This is a genomic window from Lichenibacterium dinghuense, from assembly GCF_021730615.1.
Taxonomy (GTDB): Bacteria; Pseudomonadota; Alphaproteobacteria; order Rhizobiales; family Beijerinckiaceae; genus Lichenihabitans; species Lichenihabitans dinghuensis.
Genome location: NZ_JAJLMN010000003.1, coordinates 1 through 22,905, shown reverse-complemented (window position 1 = coordinate 22,905; position 22,905 = coordinate 1). Strand labels below are relative to the sequence as shown.

General features: G+C 67.7%; 40 protein-coding genes. 19 read left to right on the top strand and 21 right to left on the bottom strand.

Annotated features, from left to right (window positions below; all coding sequences use genetic code 11):
- Positions 1-34: 34 nt before the first annotated feature.
- The 6 genes from L7N97_RS28355 to L7N97_RS28330 are packed head-to-tail and all read right to left on the bottom strand — an operon-like array spanning position 35 to position 2,309.
- Positions 35-901 carry a baseplate hub protein gene (locus tag L7N97_RS28355; RefSeq protein WP_237482616.1) on the bottom strand — a complete coding sequence of 289 codons (867 nt, stop codon included), beginning with the start codon at positions 899-901 and terminating at the stop codon, positions 35-37.
- 3 nt (positions 902-904) lie between these two features.
- On the bottom strand, positions 905-1,165 hold the full coding sequence (locus L7N97_RS28350) for a hypothetical protein (RefSeq protein WP_237482614.1): 261 nt from the start codon (positions 1,163-1,165) through the stop codon (positions 905-907).
- Entirely contained in the window at positions 1,165-1,614 is a 450-nt protein-coding gene (locus tag L7N97_RS28345) for a hypothetical protein (protein WP_237482612.1), read from the bottom strand. The genes L7N97_RS28350 and L7N97_RS28345 overlap by 1 nt, the downstream gene beginning before the upstream one ends.
- Before the next feature lie 10 nt (positions 1,615-1,624).
- Positions 1,625-1,861 carry a hypothetical protein gene (locus L7N97_RS28340; protein ID WP_237482609.1) on the bottom strand — a complete coding sequence of 79 codons (237 nt, stop codon included), beginning with the start codon at positions 1,859-1,861 and terminating at the stop codon, positions 1,625-1,627.
- The gene (locus tag L7N97_RS28335) at positions 1,858-2,016 is read right to left on the bottom strand and encodes a hypothetical protein (RefSeq protein WP_237482607.1); all 159 of its coding nucleotides are present in this window, start codon (positions 2,014-2,016) and stop codon (positions 1,858-1,860) included. Before L7N97_RS28335 ends, L7N97_RS28340 begins: the two co-directional genes overlap by 4 nt.
- Positions 2,013-2,309 (bottom strand): hypothetical protein, encoded by a 297-nt coding sequence (locus L7N97_RS28330; RefSeq protein ID WP_237482606.1) that lies wholly within the window; start codon positions 2,307-2,309, stop codon positions 2,013-2,015. Before L7N97_RS28330 ends, L7N97_RS28335 begins: the two co-directional genes overlap by 4 nt.
- Before the next feature lie 262 nt (positions 2,310-2,571).
- Here L7N97_RS28330 and L7N97_RS28325 point away from each other — a divergent pair, with 262 nt between their 5' ends.
- Positions 2,572-3,384 (top strand): IS5 family transposase, encoded by an 813-nt coding sequence (locus L7N97_RS28325; RefSeq protein WP_237477649.1) that lies wholly within the window; start codon positions 2,572-2,574, stop codon positions 3,382-3,384.
- Here the strand turns inward: L7N97_RS28325 and L7N97_RS28320 are convergent.
- The 6 genes from L7N97_RS28320 to L7N97_RS28295 form a co-directional block, all read right to left on the bottom strand.
- Positions 3,333-3,938 (bottom strand): recombinase family protein, encoded by a 606-nt coding sequence (locus L7N97_RS28320; protein WP_237482604.1) that lies wholly within the window; start codon positions 3,936-3,938, stop codon positions 3,333-3,335. The two genes, L7N97_RS28325 and L7N97_RS28320, sit on opposite strands and share 52 nt — an antisense overlap.
- A 157-nt stretch (positions 3,939-4,095) precedes the next feature.
- On the bottom strand, positions 4,096-4,404 hold the full coding sequence (locus L7N97_RS28315; RefSeq protein WP_237482603.1) for a hypothetical protein: 309 nt from the start codon (positions 4,402-4,404) through the stop codon (positions 4,096-4,098).
- Positions 4,405-4,809: 405 nt separating this feature from the next.
- A complete protein-coding gene (locus tag L7N97_RS28310) occupies positions 4,810-4,977 on the bottom strand; it encodes a hypothetical protein (RefSeq protein WP_237482601.1) in 168 nt (55 codons plus the stop codon).
- Positions 4,974-5,126 (bottom strand): hypothetical protein, encoded by a 153-nt coding sequence (locus L7N97_RS28305; RefSeq protein WP_237482599.1) that lies wholly within the window; start codon positions 5,124-5,126, stop codon positions 4,974-4,976. The genes L7N97_RS28310 and L7N97_RS28305 overlap by 4 nt, the downstream gene beginning before the upstream one ends.
- A gap of 243 nt (positions 5,127-5,369) precedes the next feature.
- Positions 5,370-5,531, bottom strand: coding sequence for a hypothetical protein (locus tag L7N97_RS28300; RefSeq protein ID WP_237482597.1), 162 nt, complete (start codon positions 5,529-5,531; stop codon positions 5,370-5,372).
- Positions 5,528-5,677 (bottom strand): hypothetical protein, encoded by a 150-nt coding sequence (locus L7N97_RS28295; RefSeq protein ID WP_237482595.1) that lies wholly within the window; start codon positions 5,675-5,677, stop codon positions 5,528-5,530. Before L7N97_RS28295 ends, L7N97_RS28300 begins: the two co-directional genes overlap by 4 nt.
- Before the next feature lie 91 nt (positions 5,678-5,768).
- Here L7N97_RS28295 and L7N97_RS28290 point away from each other — a divergent pair, with 91 nt between their 5' ends.
- A complete protein-coding gene (locus L7N97_RS28290) occupies positions 5,769-6,014 on the top strand; it encodes a helix-turn-helix domain-containing protein (protein WP_237482594.1) in 246 nt (81 codons plus the stop codon).
- Complete coding sequence (locus L7N97_RS28285) at positions 6,011-6,499, top strand: hypothetical protein (protein ID WP_237482592.1); 489 nt, start codon at positions 6,011-6,013, stop codon at positions 6,497-6,499. The genes L7N97_RS28290 and L7N97_RS28285 overlap by 4 nt, the downstream gene beginning before the upstream one ends.
- Positions 6,500-6,593: 94 nt before the next feature.
- Here L7N97_RS28285 and L7N97_RS28280 read toward each other — a convergent pair whose 3' ends face one another.
- A complete protein-coding gene (locus L7N97_RS28280; protein WP_237482590.1) occupies positions 6,594-9,014 on the bottom strand; it encodes a bifunctional diguanylate cyclase/phosphodiesterase in 2,421 nt (806 codons plus the stop codon).
- Positions 9,015-9,208: 194 nt separating this feature from the next.
- Between L7N97_RS28280 and L7N97_RS28275 the strand changes: the two genes are divergently transcribed.
- The 6 genes from L7N97_RS28275 to L7N97_RS28250 all read left to right on the top strand — a co-directional run bounded on the left by L7N97_RS28275 (position 9,209) and on the right by L7N97_RS28250 (position 11,487).
- A complete protein-coding gene (locus tag L7N97_RS28275) occupies positions 9,209-9,469 on the top strand; it encodes a helix-turn-helix domain-containing protein (protein ID WP_237482588.1) in 261 nt (86 codons plus the stop codon).
- 49 nt (positions 9,470-9,518) lie between these two features.
- Complete coding sequence (locus L7N97_RS28270; protein ID WP_237482586.1) at positions 9,519-9,764, top strand: helix-turn-helix domain-containing protein; 246 nt, start codon at positions 9,519-9,521, stop codon at positions 9,762-9,764.
- Between the two features lie 110 nt (positions 9,765-9,874).
- On the top strand, positions 9,875-10,018 hold the full coding sequence (locus L7N97_RS28265) for a hypothetical protein (protein ID WP_237482584.1): 144 nt from the start codon (positions 9,875-9,877) through the stop codon (positions 10,016-10,018).
- A gap of 69 nt (positions 10,019-10,087) precedes the next feature.
- The gene (locus tag L7N97_RS28260; RefSeq protein WP_237482582.1) at positions 10,088-10,369 is read left to right on the top strand and encodes an SWIB/MDM2 domain-containing protein; all 282 of its coding nucleotides are present in this window, start codon (positions 10,088-10,090) and stop codon (positions 10,367-10,369) included.
- Between the two features lie 64 nt (positions 10,370-10,433).
- Positions 10,434-11,069 carry a ParA family protein gene (locus tag L7N97_RS28255; RefSeq protein WP_255722499.1) on the top strand — a complete coding sequence of 212 codons (636 nt, stop codon included), beginning with the start codon at positions 10,434-10,436 and terminating at the stop codon, positions 11,067-11,069.
- A gap of 166 nt (positions 11,070-11,235) precedes the next feature.
- Positions 11,236-11,487, top strand: coding sequence for a hypothetical protein (locus tag L7N97_RS28250; protein ID WP_237482578.1), 252 nt, complete (start codon positions 11,236-11,238; stop codon positions 11,485-11,487).
- Between the two features lie 114 nt (positions 11,488-11,601).
- Here the strand turns inward: L7N97_RS28250 and L7N97_RS28245 are convergent, their stop codons facing one another.
- The 4 genes from L7N97_RS28245 to L7N97_RS28235 form a co-directional block, all read right to left on the bottom strand.
- The gene (locus L7N97_RS28245; protein ID WP_237482576.1) at positions 11,602-11,799 is read right to left on the bottom strand and encodes a hypothetical protein; all 198 of its coding nucleotides are present in this window, start codon (positions 11,797-11,799) and stop codon (positions 11,602-11,604) included.
- Positions 11,800-11,906: 107 nt separating this feature from the next.
- Positions 11,907-12,137 carry a hypothetical protein gene (locus L7N97_RS28240; RefSeq protein WP_237482573.1) on the bottom strand — a complete coding sequence of 77 codons (231 nt, stop codon included), beginning with the start codon at positions 12,135-12,137 and terminating at the stop codon, positions 11,907-11,909.
- Positions 12,137-12,268 (bottom strand): hypothetical protein, encoded by a 132-nt coding sequence (locus L7N97_RS30015; RefSeq protein ID WP_255722498.1) that lies wholly within the window; start codon positions 12,266-12,268, stop codon positions 12,137-12,139. Before L7N97_RS30015 ends, L7N97_RS28240 begins: the two co-directional genes overlap by 1 nt.
- Positions 12,269-12,350: 82 nt before the next feature.
- The gene (locus L7N97_RS28235) at positions 12,351-12,590 is read right to left on the bottom strand and encodes a DUF6894 family protein (protein WP_237482571.1); all 240 of its coding nucleotides are present in this window, start codon (positions 12,588-12,590) and stop codon (positions 12,351-12,353) included.
- 158 nt (positions 12,591-12,748) lie between these two features.
- Between L7N97_RS28235 and L7N97_RS28230 the strand changes: the two genes are divergently transcribed.
- From L7N97_RS28230 to L7N97_RS28220, 3 genes are all read left to right on the top strand, one after another.
- A complete protein-coding gene (locus L7N97_RS28230) occupies positions 12,749-13,048 on the top strand; it encodes a hypothetical protein (protein WP_237482569.1) in 300 nt (99 codons plus the stop codon).
- A 365-nt stretch (positions 13,049-13,413) separates the two neighbouring features.
- The gene (locus L7N97_RS28225) at positions 13,414-14,163 is read left to right on the top strand and encodes a hypothetical protein (RefSeq protein WP_237482567.1); all 750 of its coding nucleotides are present in this window, start codon (positions 13,414-13,416) and stop codon (positions 14,161-14,163) included.
- 196 nt (positions 14,164-14,359) lie between these two features.
- Positions 14,360-14,641, top strand: a complete 282-nt coding sequence (locus L7N97_RS28220; protein ID WP_237482566.1) for a hypothetical protein — start codon at positions 14,360-14,362, stop codon at positions 14,639-14,641.
- A 376-nt stretch (positions 14,642-15,017) separates the two neighbouring features.
- Here L7N97_RS28220 and L7N97_RS30010 read toward each other — a convergent pair whose 3' ends face one another.
- The gene (locus L7N97_RS30010) at positions 15,018-15,635 is read right to left on the bottom strand and encodes a hypothetical protein (RefSeq protein ID WP_255722503.1); all 618 of its coding nucleotides are present in this window, start codon (positions 15,633-15,635) and stop codon (positions 15,018-15,020) included.
- A gap of 628 nt (positions 15,636-16,263) precedes the next feature.
- On the opposite strand from L7N97_RS30010, the gene L7N97_RS28210 reads away from it, so the two are divergent.
- Positions 16,264-17,337, top strand: coding sequence for an AraC family transcriptional regulator (locus L7N97_RS28210; protein WP_237482564.1), 1,074 nt, complete (start codon positions 16,264-16,266; stop codon positions 17,335-17,337).
- Between the two features lie 110 nt (positions 17,338-17,447).
- Here the strand turns inward: L7N97_RS28210 and L7N97_RS28205 are convergent, their stop codons facing one another.
- Positions 17,448-17,891 carry a hypothetical protein gene (locus L7N97_RS28205; RefSeq protein ID WP_237482562.1) on the bottom strand — a complete coding sequence of 148 codons (444 nt, stop codon included), beginning with the start codon at positions 17,889-17,891 and terminating at the stop codon, positions 17,448-17,450.
- 415 nt (positions 17,892-18,306) lie between these two features.
- Between L7N97_RS28205 and L7N97_RS28200 the strand changes: the two genes are divergently transcribed.
- From L7N97_RS28200 to L7N97_RS28185, 4 genes are all read left to right on the top strand, one after another.
- The gene (locus L7N97_RS28200; RefSeq protein ID WP_237482559.1) at positions 18,307-18,594 is read left to right on the top strand and encodes a hypothetical protein; all 288 of its coding nucleotides are present in this window, start codon (positions 18,307-18,309) and stop codon (positions 18,592-18,594) included.
- A 148-nt stretch (positions 18,595-18,742) separates the two neighbouring features.
- Positions 18,743-18,955: a hypothetical protein gene (locus tag L7N97_RS28195; protein WP_237482558.1), complete on the top strand. Its 213-nt coding sequence runs from the start codon at positions 18,743-18,745 to the stop codon at positions 18,953-18,955.
- A gap of 20 nt (positions 18,956-18,975) precedes the next feature.
- Positions 18,976-19,233, top strand: coding sequence for a hypothetical protein (locus L7N97_RS28190; RefSeq protein WP_237482556.1), 258 nt, complete (start codon positions 18,976-18,978; stop codon positions 19,231-19,233).
- Complete coding sequence (locus L7N97_RS28185) at positions 19,230-19,478, top strand: hypothetical protein (protein WP_237482555.1); 249 nt, start codon at positions 19,230-19,232, stop codon at positions 19,476-19,478. The genes L7N97_RS28190 and L7N97_RS28185 overlap by 4 nt, the downstream gene beginning before the upstream one ends.
- Before the next feature lie 261 nt (positions 19,479-19,739).
- Here the strand turns inward: L7N97_RS28185 and L7N97_RS28180 are convergent, their stop codons facing one another.
- A complete protein-coding gene (locus tag L7N97_RS28180; protein WP_237482553.1) occupies positions 19,740-20,012 on the bottom strand; it encodes a hypothetical protein in 273 nt (90 codons plus the stop codon).
- A 169-nt stretch (positions 20,013-20,181) separates the two neighbouring features.
- On the opposite strand from L7N97_RS28180, the gene L7N97_RS28175 reads away from it, so the two are divergent.
- Together L7N97_RS28175 and L7N97_RS28170 are read left to right on the top strand one after the other, a co-directional pair.
- Positions 20,182-21,297, top strand: a complete 1,116-nt coding sequence (locus L7N97_RS28175; RefSeq protein ID WP_237482552.1) for an XRE family transcriptional regulator — start codon at positions 20,182-20,184, stop codon at positions 21,295-21,297.
- Positions 21,294-21,788 carry a DUF4411 family protein gene (locus tag L7N97_RS28170; RefSeq protein ID WP_237482550.1) on the top strand — a complete coding sequence of 165 codons (495 nt, stop codon included), beginning with the start codon at positions 21,294-21,296 and terminating at the stop codon, positions 21,786-21,788. Before L7N97_RS28175 ends, L7N97_RS28170 begins: the two co-directional genes overlap by 4 nt.
- Before the next feature lie 489 nt (positions 21,789-22,277).
- Here the strand turns inward: L7N97_RS28170 and L7N97_RS28165 are convergent.
- Positions 22,278-22,905, bottom strand: a 628-nt coding sequence (locus L7N97_RS28165) for a hypothetical protein (RefSeq protein ID WP_237482548.1), incomplete at its 5' end; no start/stop codon positions are given.

Here is a 22,905-nt window from a genome sequence, read left to right as displayed (position 1 = left end):
AGCGCCGCGTCCCGTCGTGCCCTGGCCTGCCCCATCACGCCACCGGCATCACGCCCGTGCGGTGGGCCCACACGTCGCAGAACCACGGCCCGTTCGGCGTCTCGGACGCCAGGGCATACGTGAGCTTGTGGACGATCCAGGGCCCGCACGCGGGCGTCATGCTGCTCTGCAGCTCGATCTCGGCTCCGAACGCTAACGAGGGCTGCCACAGGGCGCGAAAGATGATGCCCTGGCTGTTGAACTGCGGATAGGCCACGAGGCCGCTCTGCGGCGAGATCACGGCGGGGCGGCTCTTGCGACTCCCGTTCGCCGGCCAGATCGCCAGCGTGCCGCAGTCGACGATGCGCTCGATGCGGGCCATGTCGGCCAGGGCGTGCATCTGCTGGATCGCCGTGCCGGGCAGGTACGGGTTCTGGACCTTGACGTCGACCCCGTTGTTCTCGAACCCGAGCCCGGCCTTCTGCGCCACGGTCGCCATCAGCGTCGCGACGTCCTGGCTGCCGGGCTGGGACGTGGGCTGGACCGGCTTCGCGTTCTCGAACGACGACGCGTAGGCCTCGACGTGGAACCCGACCTGCGGCTGGGCCTGGCCGTCCATCGATGCCGAGGCGATGGTGCCGACGAACACGACGGAGGGCGACGCGCCGTCCTCCCACGCCGAGACCGTGACGGTGTTCTTGCCGGTGAGGGTGAGGACCTGCCCGTAGGTCGAGAGCTGGTTCATCACCGACAGCGGCAGGCCGTAGACCACGACGTTGGCGCCGCCCATCGACACCCCGCCGGCCTTCACGATGTCGGCCGTGATCCGCATGCCCTTGGCGCTGTAGCTGTTGCCGCCGCCCTGGAAGTTGCCGGTGGCGAGGGCGAAGTCGACCTGGAGGTGCTTGCGGGTGAACGACACGGGCTAGGCCTCCGGCCGCGCCAGAGCCGCGAAGGCCTCCGCCAGGGCGAGGGCGTCGCCCCGCATCCGCAGCTCCGCCATGGCGACGCGCCGCGCCGCCTCGGGGTCGCCCGGCGCCGCGGCGATGGCGTTGCGGGCCTCGGCGAGGCAGGTGAGGATCGCGGCGACGTCGCGCTCGGCCCGGCGGAGCGCCGACAGGGCGGCGTCGAGGCGGCGGAGGTCGGCCGGTGCGCCGGCCGGGGGCGCGGTGAGGCAGGCGTCCATCATTCGTCTCCCGAGTTCACGCGGTGGTCCACGCTGTTGCTCATGTGGCCGGTGTCGATCAGCGGTGTCGCGAAGCCCTTGGCCTTGACCGTCGCGGGTGCCAGCGGCGCCCCGTCGAAGGTGAGGATGGACTGGCGGAGCTGGCCGGCGACCGCGGCGCCGGCCTGGTCGAGCGTCTTGGCCGCGTCGTAGTTGTTGGCCTTGAGCAGGTGGCCCGAGGCCGGCCCCCACTCGCCCTGCTTCGCCGCGATCATGGTGCGGAAGAACGGCCGGGGCGGCGCCTTGCTGGTGCCGAACTCGTTCAGGGCGGCGACGGTCGGCACGCTGGTGCCGTCCGGGTAGGTCGCGCCCTCCAGAAAGCCGACGTCGACCGTCTTCGCCTTGGACAGGCGGTCGGCCATGCCCTGCAGGTAGGGCTGGAGCTGTTTGCCCCCGATGATCTTCGCCACGTCGCGCTCCTCAATGCTGTGCCGGACTCGGCGCCGAGCCGAGGGCGTCCGCGGGCGCGTCCATTCCGCAGAGGTTGCGCAGCGCCGCCTCGACGCTCGGCCCCGCGCCGAGCCGGACGCCGTCGGCCGGCGTCGCCGCCGTGACGGTGCAGCCCTCCGGCAGGATGGTGAGCGTGACCGTGAGGCCGCCCTCGGCCTTCTCCCGCAGGATGTCGATGAGGATCTGCTCGGCGTGGGTCAGCCTCATCGCGGTGCCTCGTTCGTCGGCGCGACCACGGCCCCGCTCGCCACGAGGCGGGCCACCAGCGCCTCCAGCGTGGCGCGGGGCACGGTGCGGATCGGGATGGAGCGCGCGGGCGCGCGGGGCACCTCGCGCGGGCGCGACGGAGCCGGACCTGTCATGGCCGGGCCTCGGGCGGGGTCGGCGCCCCGACCTTCCCGCGCCAGGTCGCCGGCGGCGGCCCGGCGACGGCGTCGGTCGATCCCACCACCGTGCTGCCGTGCTCGCGGCACGGGCCGGGCCCGTAGAAGGCCACGCAGGCGTCGGGCGGGACATGGTCGACCGCCACGGCGCCGGGGTGGGCGCGGGGCCGCGATGCCGCGGTGGTGGCGATCACGAGGCCGATCAGCGCGACGGCGCACAAGGCCAGGGTGATGAGGGGCTTGAGCCGGTGAGGGCAGGTCCGATCGGGCACAGTGCCACCTTGTTCGCCGAGGGCGGGGAAGGGGCCTGCGATCCCGTGGGGGACCCGATAGGCAAGCTGACCCGCTCACGTGGGGGGTCCTGCAACGGTGACTATGCGCCGATGGGGCGGCGGTTGCAAGGGTCGGCGGAGCGCGCCGGGTTAGGCGGCCGTGGAGGGGGCCTTCAGTGTCCGTCCGATAAGGGCACGTGGGGTTGAGTGGCCGGGGCTGAGATGATTCCAGGAGGGTGCTGAAACCTGATCTGGAACCGCCATGTGGACCCCGGCCACCCGCGAGCAGCATAGCCGCTCCGAACTCCGCTACTCAACCGATCTGACCGACGCCGAATGGGCCGTCATCGAACCGCTGTTGCCGCCCGGCAACCCGCTCGGACGGCCCCGGCTGTGGTCGTTGCGGGAGATTGTGAACGGCATTTTCTATGTGCTGCGGGGCGGCGTTCCCTGGCGCCTGTTGCCGAAGGACCTGCCCCCGAAGAGCACGGTGTACGGCTACTTCAGCGCGTGGCGCGATGAGGGCCTGTTCGCCGGCATCAACCACCATCTCGTCATGCTGGATCGCGAGCGGGCCGGGCGAGAGGCTTCGCCCACCGCGGCCGTGCTCGACAGCCAGAGCGTGAAGACCACGGAGAGCGGCGGTCCGCGGGGCTACGACGCGGGCAAGAAGGTGAAGGGTCGCAAGCGCCAGGCCCTGGTCGACACGGACGGCCGCGCCCTGGTGCTCGACCCGCAGCCGGCCGACGTGCAGGACCGCGACGGGGCCGTGCCGGTGCTCAAGCAGTCACGCCGTTCATATCCTTTCATCGCCAAGGCCTTCGCCGACGCGGGCTACGCCGGCGACAAGCCGGACAGCGCCACGCTCATCGCCGTCGAGATCGTCCGCAAACCACCCGGGCAGGTCGGCTTCGTGGTTCACCCCCGGCGATGGGTGGTTGAGCGCTTCTTCGCCTGGATCAGCCGCAATCGACGCCTCTGGAAGGATCCGGAGGCCACAATCGCATCCGCAAAGGCCTTCCTCTACGCTGCGTCCGTCATGATGCTGCTACGTCGCATAGGTTGCGCAGCCTGACTTCCCGGACGGACTCTCAGCATCCCGTGAACCGATCCGACGCTGATCCCCAGCGCCTCCGCGATGGCTCGCACGCTACGGCCCTCGGCCTTCAACGCCGCGACCTCGGCCGACCTGGCGCGAGACGTCGGCTTGCGGCCCTTGTAGGCGCCTTCCGCCTTGGCCTTGGCGATGCCCTCGCGCTGGCGCTCCAACATCATCGAGCGCTCAAACTCGGCGACTCCGCCCATGACTGTCAGCATCAGCTTGCCCGTTGGGGTCGCGGTGTCGAGGCCGAGGTTGAGGATGCGGAGCGTGACGCCCTTCGCCTCCAGCCGGGCCACGATCTCCAGCAGGTTCGCCACGCTCCGGGCGAGGCGGTCGAGCTTGGTCACGGCGAACACGTCGCCCTGCCGCACGAAGCCGATCGCCGCCTCAAGCTCGGGCCGCGCCGCGACGCTGGACACCTGTTCGGAGAAGATGCGCTCGGCGCCGACCGCGCGGAGGTCGCGGTCTTGCGCCTCGAAACCCGCGACCTGTTCCGTGGTTGACGTCCTAGCATATCCGACGATCACGGGCCCGCTCCGTTCATCTAGGTTCTAAGACGTTGTAGCGGATGCGTTCATTTCGTCAACATCCATTCTAAATGAACGGCGGTGCCGAGGGCGGGCGTTCAACGCCGGAGCGTTCAGCTAGGGCAGGCCCTAGATGAACATAACCGACGCCGAGCGCTCACTCGCAGAGCCGAAAGCTTCCCTGGCTGATCGGCACCTTGTCGGAGAACGCCACCGGCTGTCCGGTGACCTCGAAAGGCCGAAGCGGGCGAGAGAAGTATGTGTACCCCGGCGGGGGTTCCGGAACGCGGTCGTAGACGCATGCCGGCCGGGGCTGCACCACGACCGCGAGCGCCGGCTCCGCTCTCCCGTCGGCGTCTCCCCCGACGTCGACGGCATAGAGCACGCCGTCGGGACCGCGGCGGAAGCGGCGGCCCAACGCCCCGAAGTGCTCGTCGCCGAAGCCGCGCGAGCGATGGCCGAACATCCGTGCGCTGCGACTGCGCCCCGAGCATCCGTACTCACAGGAGTAGTGGGCGTGGGTACCGCCCCGGCTCGCCCGGAAGTAGCTCCTGCTCCCCCGAGCTTCCGCCGTGGTGCTGAGACACCCCAGGACCACGAGGGCTGAGGCGATCGATGCCGCGACGACGAGGCGGTGTGAAGCCGGAAGTTGCATGGCCATGTTCGGTAGGTCTCGACGACGACCTCCGCACGATGGCCTGGGATTCCTTCACACCCTTGAACAATGATGCCGGCTCGTGCCGATGACAGCGTTTCCCCAAAGGTTTTCGCGCTCGCGGCCTTCACCGCGCTGGTAATTGTGGCGGTCGCGGGCATGCCCGTCGTCGGGATGGTGACCGCGGGGGAGCGGATCGGCTGCGGGCTGAACGACCTAGTCGGCACGCTCGCGCTTCCGCTCGTTGACGCCGATCCCTCTCACAGACTGATGTGATCTGGACAGAGCCGAGTGGACCCGCCCGAGCATGCCGTCGAGGTCTGCCCGGATCGCCTCCAGCGTGTCGGGCGCGGTGCGGTAGGGGTGGAGGAAGGGCGCGCTCATGCGTCGGCCCCTTCGCGCAGCGCCCGGCGCGCGGCCGGCGACAGGTCGTCGGCGAGGTAGCTCTCCGCCGTGATGCGGTCCTCGCGCAGCTCGTGCGGCCCGAACACGGCGCGCCGGGTGGCGAAGGCCGACTCCCCCGGCCGGCGCACGTCGGGGCGAGTCCAACGGCGGCGCGGCTTGCGGCCGGTGTCCTCGTCTTGAGGTAAGGGTGCCGATGGCGGGGCGCAGCTCCGCCGGTCGTGATTTCGCACGTCATGTCCTCCGGGTCGTGGTGGATCTCGGCTCGGGGCCGGTGCCGAGGCCGCAGCGATGGCGGCGGCCTGGGGATCGGTCGCAGGCGGGAGGGCGCTGGAGCGCCCGACCTCATAATCGCGGGTGCGGCCTCGGCCGGCTCACGACGGCACCACGTCGCGCAGGCGGACCACGTCGAGGTCGCAGCCCAGCCGCCGGGACCACCAGCCGCGCGAGCGCAGCGCCTTGGTGCGGGTCGTCGACGGCTTGCCGATGCCGACGCCGTCGAGGCAGACGAGGTGCGAGGGGCGGCGCCGGCTCACAGGCGCACCCCGAGGGTTGCGGCGCGGGCGAAGAGCATGATGGCTTCGAGGTCGAAGCGCCCGGCCGCCGTGACGAAGGACGGCCGGGGAGCCGAGCGGGTGGGCTCGGCGGTGCGTAATAAGCGGAGGGGGGTCGCCTGGGGCATTCACGTTGCTCCGATCTGGTCAACGTGCTACTTATGGAGCAACAGCTTGGCATCGTCAAGCGAATTAGCGCAGAAAGAGACAAGTAGTGCAATGACACTCACTGGACGGCAGATCGCGGCAGCTCGCACACTGGTGGGGCTGAACCAGCCTGAGCTGGCCGAGCGCGCCAACATCTCGGCGGCGACGCTTAAGCGGATGGAGGGCAGTCCGGGGCAGGCGGCAGGCCTGCCGAACAACGTCGAGGCGGTTCGCCGCGCTTTGGAGGCTGCTGGCGTGCTGTTTCTTGCCGAGAACGGCGAGGGGCCGGGCGTCCGGCTGCGGAAGGTCGAGCCATGACCCTCACCGGCCGCCAGATCCGGCAAGCCCGCATCCTCCTGAAACTCACGCCGGCCCGACTAGCGGAGCGGTCGAGGGTCGTCACAGTCGACACGATCAGGCGAGCTGAGGCATGTACGGGACAGCCGGCGATCCCCGAAGCTCACCTCCAGGCGATCCGGGGAGCGCTGGAGCGGGGCGGCATAGAGTTCGGCCGGCAGAGCGTTTGGCTGAAAGGTTGCGTGGAGCAGGACCACCCAACCGTACTCACCGCCGCCCAAGTCCGGCAGGCGTGCGCCGATCTCGGGTGGAGGTCGGCCATGCTGTCCCGCCGCGCCAAAGTGTCCTTCAAAGCCGCCTGGAGCGCGCGCCAGGACGACCTGTTCGGAACCCTCTCGACTTCGGAGCTCCGGACCATACGGACAACGCTCGAGAAGGCCGGTTTGTGGTTCGAGATCGACGCTGAAGGCCATCCGAGGGCGGTACTGGCGCGGGCTGAAGCGTGACCTCCTTCCCTGATCTCGGCATCCTCCGTCACCCACATCAACGTGAGCGCGGCTGAGGTCAGCACCGCGCTCCGCATGATCTCCGCGCGCCTCGTCACGCATACAGGCGCGGTCGATCCCGCCCGAACAGGGCCATGACACGGAGCCGGGCGAGTTCTGTGAAGGATCCCATCGGAGCCGGCTTCGCCACGAGGTAGCCCTGGATCTGATCGCAGCCGAGCGCCCGCAGGATCGCGAGCTGTTCCTCGGTCTCGACGCCCTCCGCCGTGACGTGTAGGCCGAGGTTGTGACCCAGGTTGACGATGGTTCGCGTCAGCGTCAGCGCATCCTCGGTTTTCCCGAGCTTCCGCACGAACGATTTGTCGATCTTGAACTTGTCGAATTTGAACAGCTGCAGGTAGCTGAGACTCGAATAGCCAGTGCCAAAATCGTCAAGAGCGATACGCACGCCCATCTCGCGCAACTGGAGAAGCGTCAGCACCGCCTGCGCGGCATCGTCGATCAACACACTCTCGGTCACCTCGACGACGAAGCGAGCGGGGTCGAGTGCGTTGACCCGCAACGCCTTGGCGATGACCCCGCAGACGTCCGACCGCCGGAACTGCTTGGGTGACACGTTGACCGACACTCTCCAGGGATGAGGCCAGCTTGCGGCCTCGCGGCAGGCCGCTTCGATCACCCATCGTCCGATGCCGTCGATCAGGCTCGTCTCCTCCGCGATGGGGATGAACTCCAACGGCGGAACCATGCCTCGCACGGGGTGCATCCAGCGGACCAGGGCCTCGAAGGTCTCGACTTCGCCCGTGACGCCGTTGACGATCGGCTGGAAGTGCAGCACCAACTCTTCCCGCTCGACGGCCCCGGCCAACTCCTGTTCGAGCTGCAGCCTCGCCTGCACCTGCGCGTTCATCGACGCTTCGTAGAAACGCAGCGCCCCGCGCCCTTCCCCCTTCACCCGGTACAAGGCCGCATCCGCAGCGCGCAGCAACGTGTCGGCGTCCGTGCCGTCCTGTGGGTAGAGGGCGATGCCGATCGAAGCACCGATCTCGACCCGCTTGCCCTCGATTTCGAAGGTCTGGCGCAGGGCGTCGAGGACGCGTGTTGCAGTTGCTGAAGCCTTTTCGGGCTGTGACTGGCTCGTCAGCACCATGACAAACTCATCGCCGCCGACTCGTGCCAGAGTGTCGGACGGCTGGATTTCCGCCAGGATGCGCTTGGATACCTGGATCAGCAGGGCGTCACCGGCGGCATGGCCGTGAAGGTCGTTGACCGGCTTGAAGCGGTCGAGGTCGATATAGATCACGGCGAGCGAGCTCCGCTGTTGCGCCGCAACGTCTAGGGACAGGTCGAGCCGCTCCTGAAGACTGTAGCGGTTCGGCAGGTCGGTCAAAGCATCGTGCCGAGCGAGGTGCCGGATGCGGGCCTCGTCGCGCTTACGGTCGGTGAGATCCCGGAGAGCGACCACCGTCGCGGACTTACCGAGGTAGTCGATGGGCTGACACGAGATCTCGACAGGCACCGAGACACCGCCGACGGCGCGGACCTCGACCTCTTCGGGTTGCCGGTCCAGCGGCGGACATGCGGCGCGGCGGATCAAGGCCGGCGTGCTTTCCACCGCGAAGAGGCTCAGCGCCGATCGTCCTCTAAGGTGGTCCGCCGGTGCCCCGAACAGACGTTCCCCAGCGCTGTTCACTTCGAGCACGACCCCGTCGCGATGGATGAACAGCACCTCCTGCGCGAGATTGCTCATCAGTCTCATGCGGCCGAGCTCCTGCAGGGCGCGCCGCGATAGGTGCTGCTCGACCGTGACTGCGGCGAGACTGGAGATCAGGATCGCGACGCTGACGCTCCCGACGGCAGTGGCGAGGAGCGCGGTGCCGAGCACCGTACCAGCAGAGATGTCCGCGACGCCCGGCGCGATGGTGACCGCCGCCATGCCGGCGAAGTGGACCCCGCAGATCGCCAGGGCAAACCAACTCGCGACTTCAAGTTGGTTCTTCTTCGTGTTCAAGCCTGACGCGCGAGCGAAAGCCACGATCGAGAATGCGATGCTGCTTGCCACCGACATCGTCACGAGGCCGCGATCGAGCAGCAGGAAGCCGGAGAACGACATCGCTGCCACCCCGGTGTAGTGCATGCCCGACACAGCCAGCCCGAGCAGCACCCCTCCGGAGACGGCCCTGATCGACTCCGGAGTTCGTGCGGTCCAGGCAATGAAGGCGGCATAGGCGCCGACGGATGCGACGATGGCCGAGAACACCGTCAGGCCCACGTGGTACGCCATCTGCTGTCCCGGCATGAACGCCAGCATGGCGACGAAGTGGAGCGACCATACGCTGCATCCGAAGGTCGCAGCAGCACCGGCGAGCCATCGATCAACCAGATGTCGGGGGGCCTCGCCAGCTCTCGCCAGAAGCGTCGTCGTCGTGTAGCAGCCCAGGATGCAGATCACGGCTGACAGGATCACCAGCCGTATATCGTGTTCGTAGACGATGCAGCCTAGCACCTTCAACATGTTAACCTCGTTGGTCCCACTCACGAGGGTGCATGACATGCGAAGTATTAAGATCCGCTATTGACTTTCCTGAAGTCCGAAGTGCAGGAATGAGGAAATATTTTTTGTTAAAAAAGCCCATGTCTGACAATTATTGTCTTGCAACTTTGAAGATAAATTGCCGTATCGAGTTTAACCTGAAGCTACAGAAGCGGATGAACCCTAGCCTCTCCCCCGAGCTCGCCATCCTCCGCCACCTCGCCGCCCGCACCACCGCCAGCGCGGCGGAGATCGGCACAGCCTGCGCGATGTCGCCCGGCGAGGTCCGCGGTCGCCTCGTCATGCTGGAGAGCCAGCGCCTCATCGCCGGCCGCAGCGGCAAGGCCGCGGGCGAGAGGACGCCCCGCCGCGTCTACGTCATCACGGCAGAGGGGCGCCGGAGGGCGGGGATCAGCGACGCGAGAGCGACGCCGTGACCACGTGGCAGGCCACCGTGGGGCACCCTGTCACGAGGAGCCTGCCGCCATGAACGCCGACGAGTACCGCGCCACCCTCGCTGCCCTCGGCCTCAGCCAGCAGGCGTCGGCCCAGCTCCTCGGGGTGGACAGCCGCACGGCGCAGCGTTGGGCGCTCGCGGAGCGCAACGTACCCCGCCCGGCCGCGCGGTTCCTGCGCTACCTTGTGCGCGTCGGCGCCGATCCCGCCAAGGTGCAGGCCATGCTCGATCAGGACGAGACGGCGGCCACACGCGGAGGCACAGCGAGCGAATGACCGCCCCGCCGACCCTCACTGCCGCCCAGGTCCGGCGGGCATGCGCACTCCTGCGGTGGAGTTCGCCGACGCTCTCGCGGCGAGCCAAAGTGTCCTATGACGCAGCCCGTATGGCTCGCACCGACGATGCCGTACTGGCCGCCCTGCCCTTCTCCGACGTGTGGGCCATCCGCACGGCGCTGGAGCGGGCCAGGGTGCGCTTCGCGTTCGACGCCGAGGGGCGGCCAGGGGCGGAGATGGCGGACGGCTTGTAGCGTCATCACGCGACCACGTGGTAACGTGACAGCGTTGACACGTCGTCGGCCGCGTTGGAGTTATCCGCCATGTCCCGCACCGTCGCCCCGAAGAAGCCCCGCACCGCCGGCGCGCTGGCGAAGCCGCTGACGCCCTCGTCCGAGCTGGCGGCCGTGGTCGGCGCCGAGCCCCTGGCCCGCACCGCCGTGGTGTCGAAGCTGTGGGACTACATCCGCAAGCACGACCTGCAGGACCCGGCCGACAAGCGCGGGATCATCGCGGACGCCACGCTGCGGCCCATCTTCGGCGCCGAGCGAATCACCATGTTCGAACTCGCCAAGGTCATCGGCCCGCATCTGACAGCGGCATGATACCCAGCCCCGCGAAACGTCGGCACGCGACAACGTGACGACGTGTCCACGCGGGGGAGGGAGCATGCGCGTTCTGACGATGGCGAGCCAGAAGGGAGGCAGCGGCAAGACGAGCTTGGCCGCCTCCCTGGCCGTAGCGGCGGCCGATGGAGGCGAGACGGTTGCGGGCATCGACACGGACCCGCAGGGGAGCCTCGCCGCCTGGGGGCGTCGCCGCCAGGCTCAGGGCCTTACGGTCGAGACGGCAGAGCCCGCGCGGGTTCGCCAAGCGCTCGATCGCGCCAAGGCTTCCGGGGCGTCGCTGGCGATCGTCGACACGCCTGGCATATTCGGCGCCGGCGTCGCCATCGCCCTGCAGGACGCGAATTTCGTGCTCGTGCCGGTCAAGCCGTCCATCCTCGACGTCGAGGCGGCCCGGCCGACGGTCGAGCAGCTGCAGACGCTCCGCAAGCCGTTCGGCCTCGTGCTGAACCAGTGCCTCACGTCCAGTCAGGGTCGCACGCTCGACGCCGCGACGGCGCTGGTGCGCTCCGGCACGCTGGCACCGTGCATGGTGGCGCTGCGGGCCGACTTCCTGGACGCCATGACGGCCGGGCAGGGCGTGACCGAGATCGCACCGCGCGGCAAGGCGGCTGCCGAGGTGCGCCTTCTCTGGGCTTGGATCGCCGAACGCATGCAGGAGACGCCCGCCCGTGGCTAAGACGCCCCGCCCATCCATCGCCGACCAACTCGCCGGAATAGCCGCCACGCGACCACGTGACGATGCGACCACGTTGCCACGTCATCACGTGGCGGTGCCCGAGGAACCGGATGCAGCCCCACCGCCGGCAGCAGCGCCCGCACCTGAGAGCGCACCGCGTGACCACGTGACCACGTCGTCACGGCGCAGCGTGTCCACGCGGAGGCGGGAGAACGAGACGCCGGACGGCATGAAGGTGCGCCAGCGTGTCGAGCGGCCCCACGCGAGCCTCTACGCCCATCCGCGCGTGTTCAAGAAGCTGCGCGAGATCGCGGCGGCCGAGGACTGCAAGCCACACGACCTCTACGTCGAAGGCTTGCGAATGGTGCTGGAGCGCTACGGCTACGACCTCGACAAGATCGAGCGCGGCGAAGCGTGACAACGCTACCACGTGACGACGTGGCAGCGTTTACCCCTGCCTGGCCCACGCCCTGAACACGGCCTCCTGGACCGCGACGGCCCTGTCGCTTCCCACCCGCCGGGCTTCGCCGTCTCACCCCTCCCCGAACCGCCTCAACGCCTGCTCCGGCCTCCTCGCGGGCTGGTCCAGGATCTGTCGCGCCTCACCGATGGCGAGGTCGATCGCGGCATTCAGCGCCTTCACGGCGGCTGTCTTGCCCGTGACCTTGCGGAGGCTGAGCAGGGATGTGAGCGCGGTCCTGGCCGCTGCGATGACATCGGCTGTCGGCATCGGCAGGTTGTAGCGCCGCGCCGGTTGGGGGCAAGGTGTGGGGCTGAGCGCGATCTGCGTCGTGTGAGGCCCGCGGTCCGGCAGGACGCGACTTGGCCGGGCCGCGGTCAGCCGATGTTAGACCGTGGCGCCATTTCGGCGAACCGCCCCGGATGCCCGACGTCCGCGGCGAGCCGGTGTAGCGCCTCACTGGCGCGGGACAGCGCCGCATAGTGCGCCCCTCCGATCGTGAGCCCGGCCATCTCGGCGCACAGGGCGCGGTGGATCGGCGCGACCTGGTCGAGCAGCGCCGTCGCGCTCGGCAGCGTGGGAAGGCGTCCTGAGCGGCGGGCGGACATCAGAACGGCGCCCCGTCGAGCGGCCGGTCGGCCACGAACTTCGACGCCAGCACCGTCGACAGAAACGGCCCCTGCTCGCCGTACATCACGTTCAGCCGCAGCGGCGTCATGTCGTCGAAGACCGCGACCACCCTGCCCGTCGCGTCCTCCCACGGGTCCGGTACTATGTAGCTGCCTCACCCGACGGCTAGAACAATGGCTTAGCTCCGGTCCTCACTGGACCGTCAGCAGGTCGACGACGTTCACATCGACGCGCACCAGCGGCCTGCCATATCCGTCCGTCACGGACAGATACCATGCTCCATCATCGTGCACCAAAGACGCTTGATCGAGCAGCATGCCCCCGGCCAGTCGAACGGCTTCGGTTCGCGCGGTTCGAACGTCGGGGAGATCGATGCCTTCTTCGTCCAACGCTTCTCTGCCGTTGTGGACGCAAAAGTGAAAGCGAGGCATGCGCGTTCTCCGGTGATCGGAAGCGCACAAGGCTCGCTCAGCCGCCGGTGCCCGATGATCGATCCGACGATGGTCCTGCAACGGATGCGGCTTATCGCCAGTTCGCGTGGCTGAATCGTTTTCCCTGCGCGTTGGTACGGGGTGTAGGAGGCCTGTCCATGCCGGATTCCCCACCGACCCGCCGGTACTTTACCGAAGCGGCCCGCATTGCCGCTGCCGCGGCCAGAAAGGTGAAGCAGGAAGCTCCTGACGCGTTCGGTAAGCCGGAGCTGTTCATCGTCAAGGCGGGCACTCACGCCTTCACATGGGAGCTGCGCAGGTTCGGCGGCGTGGTGCTCCAACGCGGGCCCGAGGCGTTCCCGAGCCAAACCCTCGCGCGGGCTGATGGCATGCTGGCTCTGGCCGCGCTGTGCGCCTCGCCTGATCTGCCGACGTTCAAGCGAGAGCTGCGGCCGTAGGCATCCGGCCGGGAAGAAGCGGGGCAGGTCAGCACTGGTAGACGGGCGGGGTCGAAAGGCTCCGCCCGTTTCGCGTTGAAGCGCCGGCCTCGCGCCAGTTTGACACAAGGCCCCGGTCTGGGCGTGATGGGCGATGGTCCGGCGCGAGTCGCGGCGGCCGAACGGAGCAACGATGGCCGGATAGGACGCTGAAACGGAAAGAGCCCCACCCCGGCAAGGGTGAGGCTCTTGGAACCGAATAGGGCTTTGGGACCCCGAACAGTCCCGACGCTCTCACGACGGCATCGAGTCGTCAACGTGAAACCGCACGGTTTCGCGATCGGGAACGTACGCGCTCGGGACGGCCCCAGCTTGGGGCAGGGATCATGTTTGCGGACGACATCAGGCGAGCCCTGCCGGGCACGCCACGGGAGCGGCTTGCCGAACTGTCGGCGGCCGTGTGGAAGGGCTTTGCCTGCGGGGCGGTGTCCGAAGAGGACGCGCAGGGGCTCGCGGAGGAGATCGCGGCGCACAAAGCGGTGCCGGCCGTGCGTGTCGATATCGGTACACGCCGGCGCGTCGGCTCCCGGCCGAGATCGCCGGCCGCGATGGAGCGCCGCCGGCGCTGGACGTCGAGCGGATGGCTCCCGCCGCAGCTCGCCGCCCGCTTCACCATGGGCGAGACCGCGGCCCTGTCGGCCATCGCCGCCGAGGTGGCGCGCCGCGGCCTGTGCCGGCTCACCATAGGCCACATCGCGGCGCTGGCCGGGGTAGGGCGCACGACGGTGCAGAATGCCGTCCGGCAGGCCGTGGCGCTTGGCATCCTCACCAGCGAGGAATGGCGCCTGTCGGCCTGGCGCTCGGCCCCGAACACCGTGCGGATCATCAGCCCCGAGTGGCGCGCCTGGCTAAAGATGCGCGACAGGAAGCGGGCAGGGGACCACCCGCGGCAAGCCGAGAGCACCGCCCCAAGCATCAGCGGTGCTAAGGCGTCAGCATCGAAATCGGGCCTGCAGAGCACCGCTCCAACTACCGGGAAATCCCAGGCAGTTGCCCGAGGGCGCTGGACGGCTGGGCCTACGCGCCGGCCGTGGTCGGTGGCGGGCAGGGACGTGCGCCACGGTGGCGTGAAGTGACCGGCTGGCGACCATCGCCCTGACGCGGGGCGTTGGCGTGTCGCGGCGGAACGCCAATGGCGCCCCGGGCCGGGGCGTCAAAGTGCCGACGGGGTGGGTTCAGAACCGCGGGCACCCTTCGGATTACAGATTCATCTTACCCCACCAGCGGTCGACGAACCGCAGCGTTCCGAGAAGGCGAGAGAAGGACCGGGAGATGATGCAGCACGCCGCCGACGCCTTCACGGTCGCCGCAGTGCTGGCCGGGCTGTGGGCCGCTTGGTTGTGGCGGGTGGCATCCGGGGTACAGATTGAGCCTGATAGGCAAGCCCTGGATCGGGTAAGGGACCCGGCGTTCGTCGCGCTGATCCATGCCAGAGCCGCACGAGACGCTTGGGAGCGGGCCGGCGGCTTGAACAGCAGCGCCGCCAAGTGGACCGCTGCCTCTGTCGGCCTTCAGATCATCGCCACCATCCTCGGCCGCCTCGCCATGCCCTGAAACGACCTCGCGCCGCCCCTACGGAGCCCGCTGGAAGCATTTTTGGCCTCTCCACGCACGAAGTAGAGACCGGGGTACGAAATCGCCGCCCACGGGGCTCCTGCGCTTCAGTGCGTAGGGTGTGACGTCCCTTCGCTTGTGGCCCTTCGGTGGTCCTTTGTTGCCCCTTGTGGCCCTCGTCAGCATGACCTCCGCCCGGAGCAAGCAATGCCCTCCCGACTACGCGGGGAGGGCGCCTGGCCTCGCTCGCTGCGCTCGGGGCGGCGTCAACGCGGCGTCAACCGCACCGTCCCATAGTGCCCCGGTCGGCCGCGCGATCCGCCGCGGCTGTCGGGGTGGGGGAGGCCGCGTCCGTACTGGCCTCCCCTCAAGCGCCTCACGCGTGGAACGCGATGTCGCCCTGGTTCGCCGCGAGCTGCTGCTTGGTGATGCCCTTCAGCAGCAGCGTGTCGTGGGTGCCGGGGCCACCGCCGGGGCTCGACGCGGTCGGGTCCGTGATGAGCAGGCCCGCGTTCGTGTTTCTGGCGCTGGCCAGCACGGTGGCGATGTCGTTGCCGTAGTCGGAACCCTTGAAGCTCAGCACGTCGTGGTCCGCCCCGTCCACCCGGAACAAGCTCACCACGTCGCGCCCGAAGCCGGGGTCGAACACGAAGGTCGTGTCAGGCGCGCCGCCGTTGTTGAACGTGTCGAAGAAGTTCGACTGCACGGTCTGGCCGCCCTGGTAGATGCTCACAGCGTGCGAGCCATCGTTCTTGTCGCGGACCTCGGTGGTGAGCGACCCATTTGCATCCCGCGTGTCAGTGACGGCCGAATAGGACTTGCCGTCAAAGTAACTGCCACCAGAAAAACGGTATGTGGTGGTGCCGTCCGCGTTCTGAGCGGCCGTGACGGTCTCAATGCCGACGCTCGCCGCGTCGCCCGTCGTGCCCTTCGGTCCAGGAATGCCCTGCGGCCCGGTCGGTCCAGCGGTGCCCGTGGCGCCGACGCTGCCCATGGCGCCCGTGGCTCCGATCGGTCCTTGAGCGCCAGTCGCGCCGTCTGCTCCGGTGGCGCCCGTGGCACCGGTCGCGCCCGTCGAGCCGGTAGCACCAGGATTAGCAGTGACGGTTACAGAACCATACAATGCAGTTGATGCATTGCTTTCGTTTGCAACTGGTTGATATGTTATATCCTGCGTCGTAACAGAATTGTTACTTATAGAATTATCTTTGCTAAAAGCAAAAAAATCATATGTACCCACAGGTAAAAAAGTTTGGTACTAATACTGTCCGTTATTAGCCGAATCTCTAGTGCTGTTATTGTTAACTGTGATTTGTCCTATAAGGACAGTCTGATTATTATCAACGTAAGCGAAGTTTATGACATCTCCGACCTGTGAGTCGTCGCCCGTAAATGTCACCGCGCCATAAGCCGTCGTCGCCATTACCGCCTCCATCCCTCGCCGCGTCGCGCGGGCACCATTGCTCTTTGGTTCGACTGGCGCGAACCGGTCGCGCTCCGGCTCTCCTGTGCGTCAAGCCAGGGATCACCCTAAGCAGGGTCTTAACGAGCCGTCCACGGTGCACGCGATGAAAGCGGCCGTTCCGAACGCTCCGTCCCGGATAGGCATCGAAAAGGACGAGTTGACCGTTCTTGACGTGCCCGGCATGCCGCGAGCCATGCGCCCCGACCCCGTCCACCTCCGCTTCGGACCCGACACGCACCCGCCCGACGAGCGCGTCGAGGCGTGGCGCTCAGCCCTCGGCTTCTCGCACGACATGATGGTCGCGCCCGAGGACCGCGCCGACTTCCGGGCCAGCTTCGACGGCCACCACCTCGGCTCCATCCTGCTCGCCGACATGCGCTCGGGGCCGCACACCGCCGTGCGCGACAAGGCCCACATCGCTCGCCATGCCCTCGACGCAGTCGCGCTCGACGTGTTCGTCGAGGGCGGGCTCGTCGGTCGCGTCGGCACCCACAACGTCGCGGTCGGGCCGGGCGACGCCCTGCTGCTCGACTTGCGCGACACCATGCACATCGACGTGGCCGAGCACCGCTGCGTGACGCTGGTGGTGCCCCGGCCGCTCTTCACCGAACGGGTGAAGCGCGCCGGGGCGGTCGGCGGGCGCATGCTGGCGGCCGGCACGCCCGAGGCCCGGCTGCTCGCGGGGCAGCTCCTGCACCTGCTCAATGTCGCGGCGGACCTGTCCGAGGCGCTGGCCGAGGCGGCGGGGCTGGCGGCGCTCGACCTGCTCGCGGCCTGTCTCGCACCCCGGCCCGGCCGCCGGAAGCGCGAAAGCCAGCGGAAGGACCGTGCCCCCGAGTTGGCGCGCGTCGAGCGGTTCATCGAGCGCAACATCGCGAAGACGGACCTCGGCCCCGAGGCGGTGTGCGCTCACTTCCGACTGTCGCGCACAGCGCTGTACCGCCTGATCCAGCCGCTCGGCGGCGTGGCGGCCGTGGCGCATCGACACCGCACCCTCGCGGCGCATCGGCTGCTCACCTCGGAATGGGGCCGTGATCTCGCCATCGACGAGGTGGCGCGCCGCTGCGGCTTCGGTACGGGGCAGTCGCTGCGACGGGCGATGGCGGACGCCTATGGGGCCTCCCCGCGGGAGATCCGAAAGGCGGCCGTGGTGCTCGACGACGCGCCACCGCCGGTTGACCCCGAGACGTCGGCCTGGGTGGACGCCGACTTCACCCATACGGCCCCGTGAACAGGTCCCCGCACGCCCGCCGAGCCTGCAGCGCCACGACTTGGCGCTTCCAGTGCTCCGGGACATCGTTCAGCGGGTAGCAGCGACAGCCCCGATCGGCGGAGAAGCGCTCAGATGTTCGGCAGCCCAGGCTGCACGACGATCGTCACCGGATGCGAGTCGGCCTGCCCCGTCTCGCGGTCGACGATGTCGAAGATCACCTCGTCCTGACCGACGAACCCCGCTGACGGCCTATACGTCACCCGACGGGCGAGAGCCACCACGGGCGCGCATCGGTCGGAACCCCTCCCTGCCATCCGGACGTCGTCGACCATGATGGCGCCGTGCGCCGGAGGTCGGATGACGCGGATGTCCGGTGCTGCGCCGACCGAGCAGTCGCTGCGGACCACGGCGTAGATCCCGATCGGCTGATCCTTGCCCGGCGTCGTGCTGACGAGGCGAGGGGAGGCTGCCCGTCCCGACCCTGCGGTCAGCATCACTGAGGCAGCAAGGGCGAGGCGCATCAGTGATTCTCCCATGGGCATATCCTGCATCGAGGCGGGGTTGCTGCTCATGGCCGGCAAGCTGGAGCGGCCTGTCCGAGTTACCGCGATTGGGGAATGTCCAAGCTCGCGTCGTGAAACGAGGCGGAAGGGCGGAAGAAACCGGAGCCCGAAAGAGGGCCGCTCCACCTTCCGGCGAGCGGCCCAAGTCTGGGGAGGAACGCCCAAAAAGGGCATGCGCCCGAAGGCGCACGGATTAAGGACAGTAATCCAACCCAAGTTCCGTACAAAAACTCACCGAGATTACGCATTTATCAATGATGACCTATCATTGCACCGTATGTTGGTAGCTTATGTTAGATGCCAGGAGAAAGGCGGAGCGCATCGCTGATCTGACAAAAGCGATTTCTCTGAAAAATGAACGAAGGATTAACTTGAGATGAGGGCTTGAGCGGGTTGAGCGTGCCACATGGACGCGTGTTCATCGTTGGGGCTCGACGACATGCCGCTCACCAGACCGACGCGACGTCATTTCACGGAAGCCGCTCGTGCGGCCGCGATCGAGGCGAGGCGGCGCAAGAGGGAGGCGGCCCTGCCCAGAGACACGCTGGAGGTGTTCGTCGTTCGGCGCCCCACCGCTGGCCTGGAGTATGGTTGGGAGATCCGCCGTTTCGGGGCGCTGGTGTTCGACAAAAGCCTCAAGGACTACTCCACGACGCAGAGCGCCCGGTCAGCCGGGGAAGCCGCGCTCAGACAGAGGGCTGTCGAAGCATGACGCCTATCGCGCCACCGCCGAGCCCGAGGACGTCCTCTGTCCCGACACTGCCGACCGCCCGTATTACCACCCGCCAGGAGACGCGCGATCGCCTTCTTCGCGTCTGCGAGGTCGTGCTCTGGAGCATGGCTTGGCGGAGGATGCATTGATGTGGCCTGGGTCGGCCTCGCCCCAGCGCGAGACGATGTGCGAGCTGTTTCGCAAGCTCGGCGACGAGCAGGAGGCCGTGTGCCTGGCCTACATGGAGGCCGAGCGGGACGGCAGGGTCGCTCGGCCGCGGGGAGCTGAAGACATGACGCCCGGCACCCACGCCAGGACGCTGTGGCGCGAGGGCAAGCTGAAGGGCTGGCTCGCGAGGTGAAGGCCGCGGCATCCCGCCCCATGTCGTTCAATGTGCGGCCCGTCGAGAGCGACGCCTCCGGCCAGCGGTGGCACTGGACCGTCTACGACGACCCGCACGGCTGCTTCGTGCGCAACGGCCAGGTGTCCGGCGACCGCGACAAGGCGGAACGGGCTGCGCGTGCCGCCATCGCCATCATGGGCGGCACCTTGAGGCCGTCGGAGCCAGCTCACGCTTCCTCGGGCGACGGTACCTACCGGGCCGCGGGCCGTCCTCGGCCAGAGGTGGACGATCCATGACGGACCCGCAGGCGGTGGCGCTGTTCACCATAGCTGCCGGAAGCGCGGTTGGCGCCCTCCTCATGGCTACCGCGGCGGACGAGGCCACGCAGGACCGTTCCAGAGCGGCGCATCGCGCAGTTCTTCAGCAACCTCTCAGGCGCAGGCCTGCATGGGTTCGTCCCGTGGCCTTCCGCTGCACGAGCTTCGCCTTCCTGGTCGGGATGACGGCCTCCGGTCTGGTTCTCATCTGCGCCCCGTTCTGATGCTCCACCCTTTGCAGCGGCTAGACACGCTGCCGGGGCTTGTCCGACGGCGTTGAAACGAACCGCATCCACGCCGTCCGGCCGCGGGGAGCACGTATGGAGGCCACGAGACCGGTGCCGGAGATGATCGGGAAGGCCCCGCGCTGCACGTGCGGAGCCCGCTGGCGACGTTTTCGGAACCTCGACGTACGGACCGAGGCCAACAGCTCGCGCCAGTCGATCGAATAGAGCCGGCTGTGGCGGGGGTGGATCGGCATGGGGTTACCGCTTCGGCGTTCGTGCAGGCAGGCTGAGGTTGCCGGCGCGCCAGGACCCGTCCACGACGTCATCCCAGCCCTTCAACTTCGACGCCCGCTTCGCCTTCCACGCCTCCAAGGCGCTAATGGGCTGATCCTTCCCGGGCTCACCGGTCACGACCGCGATGCGGCCGTCGGGGTCGATCTCGAACCGCTGCACCTTCAGCCCCGCCTTGTCGGCGGCCTTGAGTGCTCGGACGAGGTCGGCCTGCCGGAAGGCGGCGTGGCGGATCGGCATGGGGCAGGGCGCTCGGGCGTGGTCAGAGAGACGTCGCATTCTTCAAGCTTGTCACGGCGTCAAGCGCTTGTGATGTTGTCGGGCAACCGTCAGTGGCCGAGAAAGGAATCGGCGCAATCGTGAGAGCGGGAACAGGTCGGGGTTAGGGTTGGCACACGCGAAGGCACTGGTGAACCCCAAGCTCCTGCGTTGGGCGCGTGAGCGGGCCGGGCTATCCCTCGACGGGCTGTCCGATCGCCTTCGCTTGCCCGCGGAGCAGGTCACGTCCTGGGAGGCCGGCGAGGCCCGCCCGACGATAGGACAGGCGCAGAAGGTGGCAAACATCACCCATACGCCATTTGGCTACCTGTATTTGAACGAGCCTCCCCCCGAGCCGTTGCCGATTCCCGATCTGCGGACAGTCGGGAGCGGAACGCCTACCGACGTCAGCATCAACCTGCGGGACGTTGTGCGCGACGTCATGCAGAAGGTGCTCTGGTACGCGGACTACCTACAGGACATCGGCGCCAGGGAGCGGCTGCCTTTCGTCGGCAGCTTCGACTTGACCGCTTCCGTGTCCGAGGTGGCCACGAGCATCGAGTTGCAGATCCCGCGGCCGCAGGCAGCAAGCGCCCCCGACGATTTCCTGCGTATCTTGGCGGCTCGGGCAGAGAGCGTCGGCGTGCTGGTGATGCGCAGCGGCATCGTCGGTAACAACACGCACAGGCCGCTGGCTGTGGGCGAGTTCCGAGGTTTTGCGATTGCCGACCCGTTCACGCCTGCGGTCTTCGTGAACAGCGCCGATGCCCCGGCGGCAAGGGTCTTCACCCTGGCGCACGAACTGGCACACATCTGGATCGGCAGCAGCGGTATTTCCGACGCTGCACCTTCCGTGACCAAGGCGTCTGAGGTCTTCTGCAACGCCGTCGCTGGCGAATACCTTGTCCCTGAGGCGGCTTTTCGACAATGCTGGCGCCTAGACCTGCCCTTCAACGCCAACTTGCAGCGCGTGGTCACGACTTTTCACGTAAGCCGGGTCGTCGCAGCGCGTCGAGCGCTTGCGTTCAAGTTCGCGAGCCCGGCGGAATACCAAAGCGTCTATGCGATCGCTCTGAACGAATATGAGGACAAGGAGAGCGGTGGGGGAGACTTCTACCGCACTGCTCGCGTGCGAAACGGTGATCGGATATCCAGGGCTGTTATTCAGCAGGCAAAATCTGGTCGCATACTTCTCAGAGATGCGGGTAGACTGTTGGGGGTGCAGCCCAGCAGCCTCAATATTTTCGCTAAGGCTCTTCAATCGTGAGCTACATCCTGGATACCAATACTTTTATTGAGGCGAAAAATCGCTATTATCGAATGAAGATATGTCCTGGGTACTGGAACTGGCTTCTCCTGAAGTGCGGAACCCAGGATGTGCGCAGCATAGACAGGATCGCGCACGAGTTGTCCAAAGGCTCTGACGACCTGTCCGTTTGGGCGGACGCCCACCCGGAGCTGTTTCATAAGACGACCGACACCGGGACCCAGGGGCACTTCGCGGCAGTGGCGAACCACGTCGCCAACCTACCCAACATGAAGCCTGGCGCCATCCCGAGCTTCCTGAGTGGCGCAGACCCATGGCTCATCGCCAGCGCTATGCAGACTGGGGCAACGGTTGTCACGCATGAGGTCTACGCCCCGGATATCCGTAGGAAGGTGCAGATTCCCAACGTCTGCATTCACTTCAACGTGCCGTACATCGACACCTTCGACCTTCTTGACACTCTGCAGGCTGAGTTCGTCCTTGCGGCATAGACTTCATGCCGGTCCGACCTGCTCCGCCACCTGCCCCAGCGCCGCCCTGACCCGTTCCACCTCGCACCGGAGCGGCGGATCGTCGTCGAGCGCTCGTCCGGCCCAGCCGACCGTTGCAACAGACCCACTCTCTCGCGCATCCTGCCATCGGCGCGGCCCTCGTGTTGGAGCAGCCCATGCGTCTCGCCCTCGCCGCCGTCGCTCTCGTGGTCGTTGTGGGGCAGGGGTGGGCGGCGCCGAGGTGCATGGCCCGTTTCGTCACCGATGCCCACGGGCAACTTGACCTCGACAAGGTGCAGCACCGCGGCCGAACTTTCGGCCCTGTGACTCAGCTCAATGTCGATAGGAAATCCAGAATACCCTACGTCTGTAGTGAGGACATAGAATGTTTTCCTGCGTCGGCTGTAGAACTCACAAGCCCATGCCGCCTATCGGCGTCTGCGTTTAAGGACGAAGACGAGGACCACATAGAAAAGAAATAGTCTTCCCTTACATCGACCCGCAATCCGCACGCCCGGCCGCCTGGCCACGGTGGAGATGCGGCTCGATGTCCGCGGAGCCACACACCACGCACCGCTTCAGCACGGCCAGGGCCTCGCCGATGTAGGCGGACAGGAACTCCCCGTCGTCGCCCCGATCGAGCCTCTCCGCCATCGCCGCGGTTGCCCTCTCGTCGATCGTTGCGACGTAGCCCAGCGCCGTCAGCCGCTCGGGGCTGTCCCACAGGTAGTCCGGGCGCGGGCCCGTCCAGGCGATGCCCTGGCGCTCGAAACGCGCGAGGAGTTCCCACGCCGCGAGGTCGACGTGCGATCCGTCGTCCAGACGCAGCCAGGCATGATATGCCCCGGCCTCGACGCTGATGCTGCCGTCGCTCCGGGTGTAGGTGTGATGCCGGCCCCCGCCCATCGGCCGCATCAGGTCCCCGACGACGACGCTCGCCTCGACCCCGAACCGATCGCGGAGGATGCGGCGGCCGACCTCGGCCTGGTGGGCGCAGGAGCCCGACGCGCTCCACGCCTGCAGCGCCGCGCACGTGAGGAGCGGCTCCCGCACCGCACGGGCGATGCAAGCCCTCGGGAGGTGGTGGATCGCGTCCGCTCGCCACGGCCTGCCGGCC